At 37.8% G+C, this 14092-nt stretch carries 12 protein-coding genes; 6 read left to right on the plus strand and 6 right to left on the minus strand.

Annotated features, from left to right (window positions below; genetic code table 11):
- Positions 1 to 6 precede the first annotated feature (6 nt).
- Positions 7 to 951: a metal ABC transporter solute-binding protein, Zn/Mn family gene (locus tag LG377_RS11030; protein ID WP_225744777.1), complete on the minus strand. Its 945-nt coding sequence runs from the start codon at positions 949 to 951 to the stop codon at positions 7 to 9.
- A 299-nt stretch (positions 952 to 1250) separates the two neighbouring features.
- Here LG377_RS11030 and LG377_RS11035 point away from each other — a divergent pair, with 299 nt between their 5' ends.
- The 3 genes from LG377_RS11035 (at position 1251) to LG377_RS11045 (ending at position 5265) form a co-directional block, all read left to right on the plus strand.
- The gene (locus LG377_RS11035) at positions 1251 to 1904 is read left to right on the plus strand and encodes a metal-dependent transcriptional regulator (protein WP_225744778.1); all 654 of its coding nucleotides are present in this window, start codon (positions 1251 to 1253) and stop codon (positions 1902 to 1904) included.
- A 244-nt stretch (positions 1905 to 2148) separates the two neighbouring features.
- The gene (pulA, locus tag LG377_RS11040; protein ID WP_225744779.1) at positions 2149 to 4158 is read left to right on the plus strand and encodes a type I pullulanase; all 2010 of its coding nucleotides are present in this window, start codon (positions 2149 to 2151) and stop codon (positions 4156 to 4158) included.
- Between the two features lie 96 nt (positions 4159 to 4254).
- Complete coding sequence (locus LG377_RS11045) at positions 4255 to 5265, plus strand: hypothetical protein (RefSeq protein ID WP_225744780.1); 1011 nt, start codon at positions 4255 to 4257, stop codon at positions 5263 to 5265.
- Between the two features lie 96 nt (positions 5266 to 5361).
- Here the strand turns inward: LG377_RS11045 and LG377_RS11050 are convergent, their stop codons facing one another.
- Positions 5362 to 5877, minus strand: a complete 516-nt coding sequence (locus LG377_RS11050; RefSeq protein ID WP_225744781.1) for a cupin domain-containing protein — start codon at positions 5875 to 5877, stop codon at positions 5362 to 5364.
- A 216-nt stretch (positions 5878 to 6093) separates the two neighbouring features.
- Between LG377_RS11050 and LG377_RS11055 the strand changes: the two genes are divergently transcribed.
- The 3 genes from LG377_RS11055 to LG377_RS11065 all read left to right on the plus strand — a co-directional run bounded on the left by LG377_RS11055 (position 6094) and on the right by LG377_RS11065 (position 8776).
- Positions 6094 to 6591: a hypothetical protein gene (locus LG377_RS11055; protein WP_225744782.1), complete on the plus strand. Its 498-nt coding sequence runs from the start codon at positions 6094 to 6096 to the stop codon at positions 6589 to 6591.
- A 170-nt stretch (positions 6592 to 6761) separates the two neighbouring features.
- The gene (locus LG377_RS11060; protein ID WP_225744783.1) at positions 6762 to 7562 is read left to right on the plus strand and encodes an SDR family NAD(P)-dependent oxidoreductase; all 801 of its coding nucleotides are present in this window, start codon (positions 6762 to 6764) and stop codon (positions 7560 to 7562) included.
- 14 nt (positions 7563 to 7576) lie between these two features.
- Complete coding sequence (locus tag LG377_RS11065; RefSeq protein WP_225744784.1) at positions 7577 to 8776, plus strand: NAD(P)/FAD-dependent oxidoreductase; 1200 nt, start codon at positions 7577 to 7579, stop codon at positions 8774 to 8776.
- A gap of 46 nt (positions 8777 to 8822) precedes the next feature.
- Here the strand turns inward: LG377_RS11065 and LG377_RS11070 are convergent, their stop codons facing one another.
- From LG377_RS11070 to LG377_RS11085, 4 genes are all read right to left on the minus strand, one after another.
- Positions 8823 to 10691, minus strand: a complete 1869-nt coding sequence (locus tag LG377_RS11070; protein ID WP_225744785.1) for an ABC transporter ATP-binding protein — start codon at positions 10689 to 10691, stop codon at positions 8823 to 8825.
- Positions 10678 to 12504 (minus strand): ABC transporter ATP-binding protein, encoded by a 1827-nt coding sequence (locus LG377_RS11075; protein WP_225744786.1) that lies wholly within the window; start codon positions 12502 to 12504, stop codon positions 10678 to 10680. The genes LG377_RS11070 and LG377_RS11075 overlap by 14 nt, the downstream gene beginning before the upstream one ends.
- Positions 12505 to 12607: 103 nt before the next feature.
- Complete coding sequence (locus LG377_RS11080; RefSeq protein WP_225744787.1) at positions 12608 to 13312, minus strand: sensor histidine kinase; 705 nt, start codon at positions 13310 to 13312, stop codon at positions 12608 to 12610.
- 19 nt (positions 13313 to 13331) lie between these two features.
- The gene (locus tag LG377_RS11085; RefSeq protein ID WP_225744788.1) at positions 13332 to 14048 is read right to left on the minus strand and encodes a LytTR family DNA-binding domain-containing protein; all 717 of its coding nucleotides are present in this window, start codon (positions 14046 to 14048) and stop codon (positions 13332 to 13334) included.
- Between the last annotated feature and the right edge of the window lie 44 nt (positions 14049 to 14092).

Consider the following 14092-nt stretch of genomic DNA (forward strand, 5'->3'; position numbering starts at 1 on the left):
TAAACTTTAATTTTCTGAGCCGTTCAAAGCATCTACGATTGTATCAATATTGGAGCGGTACATTTTAATATAGGTTTCTGTACCGTGCTGTTCATCACCTAGCGCATCCGAATACAGTTCTCCTGCGTTATGCAGTTCTTGCCCTCTACTGCTAACCGCTTCAATCAGCGCTTCAATGTTTCTAGAAGAAACGGAGCTTTCTACAAACACCGCACTAATTTCATGCTCTGCAATGAAGTTTGCTAAACCACTGATATCGCCAGTCCCTGCTTCGGTCTGGGTATTCACCCCTTGAAGTCCTACGACTTCAAAATGGAATTCTCGGCCAAAGTACTGGAACGCATCATGCGCGGTAACCAGGTAGCGAGACTGTTCTGGAACTTCTTCAATTCTTGTCTTAATATAGTCTGATAACTCTGTCAGCTCACTGACGTATGCTTGAGCATTTGCTCCGTAGATTGTTGCATGTTCCGGATCATATTCAGCAAGTTGTTCTGCGACATATTCTGAAGCATCGATCCAATTATTTACGCTGAACCAGATATGCGGATCGTACTCCGTGCTACCTTCGCCACCGACCGTTTGATACTCGCTACTTGGAATACCTTCGGAAATAACGGCTGTAGGCACGCCTCTAGATTCAAACTGTTCAAACATTTCGATGAATTGCGCTTCAAGATGCAATCCGTTATAAACGATCATGTCTGCCTCGTCCATTGTATAAACATCTGAAGCGGAAGGTTGATAAGTGTGTGGATCAACTCCTGGACCCATGAGCCCAGTAACATCTACATATTCTCCACCAATATTTCGAACCAGGTCTGCGATCATCGTAGTTGTTGCGACCACATTGATTGGTTCTTCACTTGTTTTTTGTACTTCTTGCTCACTCGAACACGCTGTCAGTAGCAGCATGCTCATGAACATCATAAATCCGATTAGTTTTTTCATCTCAATTTGCACTCTTTCTAATTTTAGACTATGCTTAATTTACAATTTTTAGCTTACCCTAAAAATATTTTATAGTCAACTGAATAATATCTTAAATGATTGTCTACTCTTTTAAATTGCGTTTGTCTGTTTCCCTCTTCATACGTTATACTGTCATTAGACAAAAATGCTATTCACTTTCTTGTCAACTGACGTAAAAGAATGTAAAATGAATTTTTTGCAGCAAGTAATTTCTCGATTCTCTATACAAGATGCAGTCGATTATACCTATCATAAAGCTTATATAAGGAGTAACATCCATGACACCAAACAAAGAAGACTATATTAAAGCAATCTATGAGCACGGCGGCGAGAGTGATGTCGTTACAAATAAAAGCCTAGTGAAGGCTCTATCGGTCTCAGCAGCTTCTGTAACTGAAATGAATGGTCGACTCTTAAAAGAGGGTTTGCTGACGCATACACCCTACCAAGGCGTGCGACTCACTCCTGAAGGACTACAAATCGCCCATAAACTCATTCGTAAGCACCGTCTCTGGGAAGTTTTCTTGTCAGAAAAATTGGGCTATGACTGGAATGAAGTCCATGCAGATGCAGATCTACTGGAACATGCTTCATCTGATGCCTTGATTGAAAGGCTCGATCTCTTTTTAGGTGAACCACAATATGATCCTCACGGTGGCGTGATTCCAAATAAAGATGGAACGACTGAAAAAATGGATCATACACCACTTGTCGAGATCAAGACAGGCACCCACTTTGTCATCAAAGAAGTCAATGATCAGCAAGAGTTCCTGGAATATCTACTGCATAAAAATGTTCAGCTAGGAAACGAATATGTTTTAAAGGAAATTGAACCATACGAAGGTCCATTGACCTTGCAGTCTACTGAGGGTCTAGAGACCATTATCAGTCATAAAGCAGCCTTTAAAATACTCGTAAAAATAGTATCCTAATCTTAACCATATCATTAGTGAGCGGTCTTTATGACACTCACTTTTTTTGTATCTTTTTCCTTAAAATCCTGTTGAGTCTATGGGCTCTTGATCAATTTCGAAATGTTTTTACAAGCTTTTATTTTTCAAGATTGCTATAGTTAATGAAAGGAGATTCACTGCCAATGACGGTATTGATCATCCTATTCACGGTCAGTTTTTCTTTTTTGACCGATTATATTGGTATTTAACGGAGGAAAAACACTTGAAAAAAACATTTGATTCTATTCAACAGAAAATTGTCTACTTAGAAGAACAGGCATATGACCAAGCTGATCTTGGTTTAACGTATTCCAAAGAAACATCCACTTTCAAAGTATGGTCTCCACTTGCAGTATCTGTAACCTTGAACCTCTATCAAACTGGAAATGTCGATGATGAAACTTTGATTGAACAGATTGAAATGGTTGAAAAAGATAATGTTTGGACAGTCACGATTGATCGAGATCTAGCTGGACAATTTTACACTTATCAATTCCAGCATAGTTCAGGAACACAGACGGAAACTCAAGATATCTATAGTAAAGCAGTTGGCCTTAATGGCAATCGGTCCGCAATCTTAGATTTATCCGCTACTGATCCAACAGATTGGTCTAACGATCGTCCTGTTAGACAATCTTCAATCACAGAAGCGATGATTTGGGAAGTACATGTGGAAGATTTTTCCAGTTATGAACAGGCTGGGTTTTCAGAAGACTATCGAGGAAAGTATTTAGCCTTTACTGAAACAGACACTTATTTGAATCATGACCCCTCTTCAGAAGCTCCAACAGGTGTTCAATATCTGAAATCTCTTGGCGTGAATTATGTGCACCTCCTTCCCGCTTTCGATTTTGATAATGATGAAATGAGCTCACAATACAACTGGGGCTATGATCCAAAGAATTATATGGTTCCCGAAGGCAAATATAGTTTAAATCCTAGCGATCCAGCTTCACGCATCAATGAATTCAAACAAATGGTTCAGAGCCTGCACAAGCAAGATATCGGAGTTGTACTAGATGTCGTTTATAATCACACCTTTACTTATGACGATTCTTGTTTCCAGTCCACTGTTCCTGATTATTACTACCGTCAAGATGAACAAGGCAACATCACGAATGGATCTGGTTGTGGCAATGAAACGGCTAGTGAACGAAAAATGATGCGTAAATACATGATTGATTCGCTCCTTTTCTGGGCTAAAGAATATCATTTAGATGGATTCAGATTTGACCTTATGGGCTTACATGATGTGGATACGATGAACGATATCCGAAAAGCATTCAATGAAGCCGGTATGGAAGATCTCCTTCTTTACGGGGAACCTTGGAATGCTGGTAGCGTGGAAATCCATGAGCCTAATGTGCCTGCTGATAAATTTCATGTCCAGCAGCTTGCTGATGGCATCGCGATATTTAATGATGATTTTCGTGACTCTATCAAAGGGCCAGTATTTGACGAGCACAAAGGCTCATTTCTTCAAGGCGCTAATGGATATGAAGACAGTGCCTATATGAACGGTGATTTGATTGGTGGCTTACTAGCAAATACTCAAAGTGTCGTAGGTGACTTTTCTCTTCCGGAAGAAAAAGCTTGGGCTAAAAATCCGAATCAAGTCGTCAACTACTCTTCTGCACATGATAATTTACCTTTATATGACAAACTCGTACTAACACTGAGAGACGATGAAAACTTTGATCGCCACGAAGAAGTGATTCAAGTAAATAAACTGAACGCGGCTTTACTATTTACTGCTCAAGGTGGTATTTTCATGCAAGCCGGCGAAGAGTTCGGACGTACGAAATTTGGTGACGAAAATAGTTTTAATTCTCCTATAGAAACGAATCAACTAAACTGGTCTCAAGTGGAAGAAAACAAAGATTTACTGGATTACTACAAAGGGATGATCCAGATCAGAAAGGCTTACGCTCCATTAAGAGATAGAACAAACCAGACTGCTGAGAAAATGCATTTCACAGAACTTAGAGAAAATCTGATTGCTTATACCATTCCAAATACGTTAGAAGAAAACCCTGTATGGTCACAAATGGCCGTTATCATGAATACGAGCTTAACGCCTGAAACCATTCAACTCCATTCTTCTCTTCCTTTACCAGAAGAATGGACAATCATTGCGAACAGGCATACCGCTGGAACAGAATCTTTAGGAGTACAAGTTGGACAAGAATTGATTATCAATCCAAGAGAAGTATTAATCCTAGTAGCTGACTGATAATCACACTCAAACATCCTACTCTAGTACGATGTAAGTCAATTAGTAAGTGTGATACGATAAAACTATCATAAAACAAATGAGGGAGTGAATGTTATGGGTAGACGAGGTGGAGGCGGCGGTGGCCGTTCTGGTGGCGGCTCATTTGGAGGTAGCCGTGGCGGTTCTAGTCGTGTAGGCGGTTCTAGCGGACGCCGCGGTGGCGGTTCTATGGGCGGCGGAAGATCTGGCGGCGGTTTCGGTGGTGGCTTCGGCGGCGGTGGTTTTAACAGAGGATATGGCTATGGTGGCGGCTGGGGTTACGGTCGTGGCTGGGGTCGAAGAAGATACTATGGTGGCGGTCCTGGTGGTGGCTGTGGTCTTTTTGGTTGTCTTGGTCCATTTATATTCTTTATCATCATGATGAACTTTATTGGTGGTGTCGGCATGTTTGGAGGGTCTAACTATTCTAATTCCAATTCTAACAGTGGTTCGATTCAAACCTCTTCAAGAGAACGCACACCTTTAGAAGCAGGACTGGTGAACGAAACAGATTACTATACTGATAATGCGAGCTGGATCGGTAATGCAACGACACTAGAAAATGGTATGCGTCATTTTTATAGCGAGACTGGTATACAACCTTATCTTTATATCACAGAAGAAATTAATGGTGGTACGAACCCTACCGAAGCTGAATTAGATGCATTCAAAAGTGACCTATATGATGAATTATTCACGGATGAAGCACATATGCTTGTTCTGTTCTTTGAAAGTGACAATTTTTCTTTAGGTGATTACTACGTCGGTACTGAAATCGGTTCTCAGGCTAGAAGCGTTATGGATCGGGAAGCACAAGATATCTTTTATGACTATTTGGGTCGATATTACTATGATAATAATTTAGAAGAAGATGAATTCTTTGCTAAAAGCTTCCAAGCAACGGCTGATCGGATGATGACAACAACGCAAAGTCCTTGGATAACGCCAGCTATCATTGCCGGTGGTGCTGTTCTCGTGGGTCTCCTATTCGTTTGGTGGAGAAACATTTTGAAGAAAGACAAAGAAGCGGGACAACCAGATGAGAGTTATAAAACGAAAAAAGAAGAAGACGATTTAGACTTTTAATGACTAGTAGAAAAAGCGATCGTAATTCCTTTGCAGGAGTTACGACCGCTTTATTTGGCTAAACGTTTAAACGGATAAGAAGGAATAGTCTTTTTTCTAGCCCCAGTATTTTTGAACAGCACCGTTCTTACCTTGAACAGGATCTCTTTGAGGTAAGTCAACTTTCTTCACTTCTCTTTTGATTTTCCAAAACTGTTCTTCAGATTGAACGTCCTTCTCTTTGTACGTATTGAACTCTTTGCCATTTGGATAGGCACCCACAATACTAAAATCTTTAGAAGCTTTCAGTCTTTTATGAGCAGTTCCAGCTGGTAGTAGAATCACGTCTCCTTGAGTGAGCATAATGGTTTTGCTGCTAGGTCCTCCGAGTTGGACAGTTGCTTCTCCCGACAGACAAACTAATACTTCGTGGGTATTTGAATGAAAGTGATGGTAATCAAAAATACCGTTTACCCATGAATTTGTATACTGATGTTCCGCCAACTGGTCTATTACAGCCTGTGCTGGGTGATTTTGATTGACTAAGTCTTTAAAGCCCTCAGGATAAACTAATACTGGCAGACCATTATTAGGATAAAGTTGATTCTCTTCAAGAAGGATTTGTTGTATCATTTCACTATCCCCTTTTCCGTCGTTTCATCTAGTGTCTCATCATGGAACTTCTATTTCAAATATACCATCTTACCTCTTGATTATATTAATATTTTTACAAGAATACAAGGTAAGGTTTGACAAAATTTTTCTTTTTGAGTATTCTTGGATAAGGTAGATATAGACAAAATAGCCCACGACTTGAATGGAACAATGCTTATATAGAAAGGCGCAGTTATGAAACTATTTGATATTTTCAAATCAAAACCATCTATTTCCTCTCGTAGATCCGAAAAAACTCAAGACAATAAATGCCAGAAAATCCAGTATGAAACTAAAATCCCTGCAAAAAAAATTACAAGTAGTCAAGAAGTGATTGAAATGATTGTTTCCAAAATGGTCAAAGAAGATCCTTTTAAGAACTTTTATACAGGCAAAAAAGATGCCTATTTTACACCCATGTCAAAGCGTGTATATAAATACGATGCAATTACGACAGTAAACGTGGATTTGGTTCCTCAAAATGACACTTTTACCGTTTCTTTAGAAGGTATTTCTATAGGCACACTTCCTGAATCAATTAGTGGTAAGCTCAGCGAGTATTATGATCAATTTTTGTTGACAGCTTATGCTTATGTGGTTGGTGGTTATTATAAAGAGTACGACACCACAGAAGAAAAAATTATCGAGGTATTTGAGCCTTATGATATCGATATTTATGTACAATTCACTTAATAAATCAATTTTTAAGCAAGTATCTTCCCTATCTACCATGGGAGGTACTTGTTTTTTGTATTTTGTCTGTACAAGCCGATTAATTGCAGTTTTATTTTTTTAATAGTAATCTGAAAAGTAACAAGTCCTATTTAACTTTTTAATGCATATTATAAACGGAGGCGTTCTTAATGGATTTAGGCATCAAAGGTAAAATTGCACTGGTTACGGGTTCCGATTCAGGTATCGGAAAAGCAACAGCAAAACAATTGCTGTCCGAAGGGGCAATTGTTATTTTGACGGATAAACAAGAAGATCAGCTAAAAAAAGTCGCTGAAGAATTAAAAGATTTAGGTACTGTCTACGCTTATCCGGCAGATATTACGGAGATTGATAGTATAAAAGCACTGCACGACTATATAAAAGAAGCCGTTGGAGAGATTGATATTCTAGTTCAAAATGCTGGGACTTCTGGCGTTCAAGGTTTGTTCCACGAGATCGACGATGCTGGATGGGTAGAAACCATTGAAGTCGATTTGCTTGGACCTGTACGTGTAACGAGAGAATTTTTACCTGACCTGAGAAATGGTGGTTGGGGACGTATCGTTTACCTAGCTTCTGAAAATGCTGTACAACCTTATAAAGACGAATTACCTTATGACTCCGCAAAAGCTGGCGTTCTTTCCTTTGCCAAGGGGTTATCTCGTTCTTATGCAAAAGAAGGCTTACTTGTAAATGTCGTATCTCCTGCCTTTATTGAAACCCCAATGACGGATGAAATGATGGAAAAACGCTCAGAGAAAATGGGTGTTTCATTTGACGAAGCCGTGGAGTCTTTCTTAGACGAAGAAAGACCGCATCTTGAATTGAAACGTCGCGGTAAAGCCGAAGAAGTTGCGGCAGTAATTTCATTCTTATGTTCAGACAGAGCTTCGTTCGTTAACGGTTCAAATTATAGAGTAGATGCTGGTTCAGTAGCTACAATCAACTAAGGAGAGATTCATTTATGGAAAAAGAAAAAATTTATTTTGATTATGTAATCGTCGGTGGTGGGATTGCAGCCGGGAACGCTGTAGCTGGAATTCGTGAAGTCGACAAAGCTGGAACAATCGGCATCATTTCTGCTGATTCTGACAGACCATACGAGCGTCCTGCGTTATCTAAAAAATTATGGACAGACGACACTTTCACAACAGATCAAATTTTCTACAACGTCCGTGAAGAGCATCAAGCGACACTCATGCTTGAAACAGAAGTGACTTCTATCGATAAAGAATCTCATACCGTGACAACGCATAATGGTGATGTCTTTAAATATAAAAAATTACTACTCGTTACTGGAGGCGAGCCTCAAATGATCGATGGCCCTGAAGATGATCAAGTTTTTGCGTTCAGATCATTTGAAGACTACACTAAACTACGTAGCCTTTCGGGAGATCATCAACATGTTGCCGTTGTGGGTGGTAGTTATATTGGTACAGAACTTGCTGCCAATCTAGCTCTAAATAATACAAAAGTCACATTGATTTATCCACAAAGTACTTTAGGCGACAACCGGTTCCCAGAAGAGATTGCTAAAGAATATGAACAGACTTATAAAGATCATGGTATCGAAATGATCAGTAAGACACGTGCAGAAAAATATACAAAAGAAGGCGACAAGCTGGTTCTTCATTTAGATAACGGAAACACTGTAGAGGCAGACTCTATTGTTTTAGGATTAGGCGTAACCCCTGTACTGGACTTAGCAAAAGATGCTGGCCTTGATATAGATGATGGCGTAATCGTTGACGAGTACCTTCGCACATCAGATCCCGATATCTATTCAGCAGGTGACATCGCTTCTTATCCTGACCCGATTCTCGGAAGACAGCGTATCGAACATGTGGACCATGCTAGAAATTCAGGTACTGCAGTAGGTAAAATTATGGCTGGCATTAATAAACCTTATGACCATACTCCATACTTCTATTCTATGATCTTTGATATTTCTTGGAAAGCAATTGGAACACTCGATTTATCATTAGATTTACTCATTGATGAAGTAGATGGTGGAAAAGTCGTTTATTACCTTAAAGAAGACAAACCTGTCGGAATTCTGACCTGGAATGTTGAACCAGATCTTGATAAAGTTCGTGAGCTGATTGATAACCCTCCTGCATCTTCAGAATTACTAAAAGGTGCTGTTCGCAATCAAGAAGATTAACCATTCAATCAAAAAGGTGTTGGCTATTTAAAGCCGACACCTTTTTTTAGGTTAGTATCCATTCTTCAACTTCTTCTTCAGCGTAATATTGTGCTTGAGCGTTCCAGAGCTCGTAGTATTTTCCATTTAAATCTTTTACAAGGTGGTCATGAGCGCCTCTTTGAATCATTTCTCCATTATCAAATACAATAATTTCATCGCAGAAACGACAACTAGAGAGCCTATGAGAAATATAAATAGCTGTTTTGTTCCCGACGATTTCATTAAAATTGGCGTATATCTTGAATTCAGAAATCGGATCTAGTGCTGCTGTTGGTTCATCAAGGATGATAATAGGTGCATCTTTATATAGAGCTCTTGCCATTGCGATTTTCTGTGCTTCTCCACCTGAAATTTCTACACCTTCTTTATCAAAATCTTGATATAAGGAAGTTTTAAGTCCCTTCTTAAATTTGTCATAACGCTCAGAGAAACCTGCCTGTTCAAGCGCGACATGTATATTCTTTTCATTGTACTCTGTACTTGCCGCAACATTCTGAGCAAGGTCGAAAGAGAAAAGAGAAAAATCCTGAAAGACAACCGAAAAAAGATCTAAATATTCATCATAATTGTATTTTTTTATATCGATGCCATTTAACAGTATCTGCCCTTCTGTGGGGTCATATAATCTAGAAAGCAACTTAATTAAAGTCGTCTTTCCACTTCCATTCATTCCAACAATGGCGACTTTCTTTCCAATCGACAACTTAAGGCTCACATTTTTCAGCGCGTACTCCTTCGTTCCTGGATATTTGAACGAAACGTCTCTTACTTCTAGTTCATATTCATTATCAACTCTTTTTTCGACAGGCAATGTTCCAACTGGTTTAACATCTTTTAGGTTCATAAATTCAAAATATTTTTCTAGCAATTCACTATTCCCTAATACTCTAGATATGTTCGAAGAAAATTCTGAAAAGCCATTAATGAAATTGGATATTGCACCTAAATAAATGACAATTGCCCCTGGTTGAATAGCGCCTCCTAAAACTTTTATTCCAACAAATAAAAATCCTAAACCTAAGAGTAGATGAATGAGCGATTGTAAAATGATCGTATTTTTATTTTCACTTTTCCCCATAAAGGTAGTCGACTCATCTACAGCAATACCCATTTCTTTAAAGGTTTTCTCGTACAATTGCTGCTGATGGTACAGCCTAATTTCTTTCCCAGACTGATAATTTAGAAGTTGACCATAGATAAATCCAAACATGTTATTCCCTTTTTCTACGTCTTTCATATATTTAGAAAAAGCAGCCATTATATCTTGGTAAAGTTTAGAGCTATACATATAATAAGCAACAAACATAATCAATAGAAATAAAACTATTATAGGACTATCTATGAATGCATAGGGACTGTCGTTATCAACTTGGGTAAGAAACAAGCTTATAAGTAACACCATTGAAGTTAGTAGTGTTACAAATTGTTGAACTAAGTCTTCCACAAAGAATAATGCATACAAACCTCTCCCACCAGTCATTTCTGCTAACTCCAAGTGACTACGTAAATCATGTACCTTTTGATTTTCTATATACTCATAATCCATAAAAATACTTTCCTGATTGATTCTCATACTTTTTTTATCCAAAGCAATCTTACGTACAGAATCTTTGTAGTGCATCATACCGCTTGAAATCAAGGATATGATAAATCCAGTAGCTAAAGCTAAACTAATCGTTGGTATGAGTGATTCAAAAGAAGCACCCTTTATTAGCTGGTTTAATACGATTGCTGTAAAAATCAAAGAAATAAAAGGGAAAATCGCCGTCATTAGACCATCTATAACCATAATATAAGGCATTCTGGGTTCAATAGTATAAACTTCTTTGAATCCTTTTAAAATCATTTCTATCCTTTTATTATATCGCTTCATGACTGACTTCCCCTACCTTCTTTTTGTAATAGTGGCTTTGTGTTTCAAACATTTCAAAATACTTACCTCTTTGCTTCATCAGCTGACTATGAGAACCTTCTTCAACAATCTCCCCATTTTCCATAAATAGAATTCTGTCGCAAAAACGAGTGGAAGACAGTCGATGGGAAATAAAAATAGAAGTTTTCCCATTTGATAATGCTTCGTATTGTTTATAAATTTCGTTTTCTGCTATTGGATCTAGTGCCGCCGTTGGCTCATCTAGTATCAGTATTGGCCCATCTTTGTACAATGCCTTTGCTAGTTGAAGCTTTTGCTTTTGTCCACCTGAAAGATCGACTGCATCTTCGTGAATTCTTTTAACAAGTTTAGACTTCTCTTTGTCTTTTAGTCCCTGAATGACTTGATCCATTCCGCTGAGGCGCATAACTTCTTCTAATCTTCTTGGATCCTTTGTCTGACCTTGTAAGATTGTTTCCTCCAATGTTAATGGCAATTCAAAATAATCCTGGAAAACAACTGAAAACAAGCGATAGTATTCTTCAATTTCATAATCAGTCATTTTACGATCATTAATCCAGATCTCTCCTTGGTCTGGCAAGTAAAGACCACTTAACAATTTAACTAATGTTGTTTTTCCTGCTCCATTAATGCCTACTAATGCTACCTTTTCTCCAGAGGCAATTTTTAGGTTGAAATTTTTAAAGGTATCTTCGTCTGCTTCCGAGTAACGATAAAATAGGTTTCGAAACTCTATCGATAACTGTTTACCGATTTCAGTTGAACTATCTAATCCTTCCCCATGATTTAGTTTACTTTTGATATGCATTAAACGATTGAAGTCCTCTACAGCTAATCCTACTTTATGGAACTCAACAGCACTTCTGAATACCCCATTGACCCATTGAGATAAAGTAGCAATGGATCCAAAATAAATCGTGAATTCCGCTATCCCAATCTGTCCATCGCTTAGCAAATTAATAAGATAAATATATGCACTCAAGTCCACGATTAGACTGCCTATTGCACTTATAATATCCCCACTGAACTTTATTCTATCTAGTTTGAACAAGTTTAGTTGTTTTTCCTCTATAACGACTTTAAATACATGACCGAACCAGTGACTCATTTTGTATAAGCGCATATCTTTTGTCGCTTTGAACTCGGTCGATTTATCATTAAAATAGCGTAATTTCTGATTTAATGGTGCAAGTTTTTCTTTGTATTGATCTTCTTTTATGTTCACATATAATCCGTATAAAAAATTCGCGATTGAGGAAATTAGTATAACGATAACAAATGCGAAATGAATACTTCCTAAAATTGTTCCATATAGAATCAACCCCAAAACGTTTTTCACGAATGATTCTCCTACCATAAAGAAACGCTGGATGCCGTAATATGGATTCATTACTGAATCTAACCCTTTATTAATCGTTTCTTGTCCTTTGCTCCCATCAAACAAACTATAATCTACTTTCGTCAGCTTCGTACCCAATTCAATAAATAGTGAGACTCTGAAATCGTTCCCTTTGTTATTTAATAGATTGATAAAGCATTTTGATAGAACGGTGCTCCCTAAAATAACGACTAATAGTATTGCAAATCTACTTAGTAAATATGGTAAGCTTTGCCCGCGGCTAAATGTATCAAGCAATACAGCCGTTAGTCCTAATGTCGCTAAGGGTAAAATCATTTCTGCGATACCTGCAACAATCATGTACATAATCAGTTTTTTATCATAGCTCGCTATGCGCTTAAGTAAGTATCCAATATTTTGAATAGTAGACTGTTTGCTGTTATTTTCTGTCATATCCTTCACCTCTATTTCATCTTACTGAAAAAAATCGCGTCTGGTTATTTCTTTCACGAGTGGTTCATTTTTTCTCATGAGTGGTTCTATAAAAAAGAAGTGTTTACAACGGAAGCATCACTTCCGTTGCAAACACGCCTTCTTCTGACTGACGGTTAATATATCCACCGTATTTTTCGACTGTATTATCAATTCTAAGTAATCCAAATCCGTGATCTTTACCGGATTTAGTTGTGATATACTGTTTGCCAATTTTTCTGACTTGTCTGTTCATCGAATTGGTCACACTGATATATAGTTGTTCTTTCATGACTTGAATATACACTCGGATAAATCGGTCTTGTGGATTATCAACTGTTAGACACCCTTCTACGGCGTTGTTCAGTAAATTTCCTAAAACAACCCCTAAATCAACATCTAATATTTGAATTGACTTAGGTACTTGAGCTTTCGCATTCAATACAATTTCTTTGGACTGTGCAAGTGTTAGTTTACTGTTCAAGACAGCATCAACAGTGACATTTCCAGACTTGATCAAAGTATCGACCGACATTAGGTCTTCATCTAACTCGTTTAAGTACCCTTTAATCTGGTCAATTTGGTTCATTTCAAGATAAGCTTTCATTGCCTGAATATGATTTTTGTAGTCATGTCGCCAGCCTCGCATCTGTCTATAAATACTTTCAACCTCTTCGACGTGCGAATGAATGATAGCTGCGTTCGTTTCAACAATTTTCTTTTCGTAATAGTTTCGTACAACATAACGAATACTATAAGTGATTACGGTCAACAGTACTATACTACCCAATATGTAATACCACATTTAACTACTCACTTCCTTTGAAGTATCGGATGAATGATTCATTTACTTTCTTATATAACCGTCTGGAGATTGGAACCGTTACGCCATTTGTCAAATAGACTTCTGTTTTACTGATTTTTTTCACATGTTCTATGTTGATTAGGTAAGAACGATGAGTTTTTACAAAAATTTCTTTTGGAAGTTCTGCTTGAATCGTACCCAGCCCTTGTTTGATTTCAATCGGTTCCTCAACAGTCTGGATATTCGTTTCATGTCCTAACGCTTCCAGACTAATCAACTCTCTCTGATTGATTCGAATAGAACCATCCGTCGTCTCAACAATTAAAAACTCATTTTTTTTAGGTCGTAGCGCTTTTATTCGGTCGAGCACTTGAAATAGTTTTTCTCTGTCAATTGGTTTCAATAAGTAATCTACTGCATCTACTTTGTATCCATCCAATGAATATTCAGAGTATCCCGTAACGAATAAAATTTTAAGATCATGCCGTTGATTTCTTAAATAGTGTGCTAGTTCCATTCCATTCATTTTGCCCATTTCAATATCTAAAATCAATAATTCCACTGACTTGTCTTCTTCGAAGTGAAACAAAAAAGCTTCTGCCGATTCAAAAGTCGAAATATTCAATTGCAGAGAATGCATAGCTTCGTACTCTGCCAGTAATTTTTTGATTAAATCTTGCTGAATTTTTTCATCATCCACGAGTGCAATTGTCCAGTTCATTTTTTCACCTCTACGTCAGTATAACGTATAGAACATTTGCTTTG

Origin of the sequence: Marinilactibacillus sp. Marseille-P9653, from assembly GCF_916618885.1 — a bacterium.
GTDB lineage: Bacteria > Bacillota > Bacilli > Lactobacillales > Carnobacteriaceae_A > Marinilactibacillus.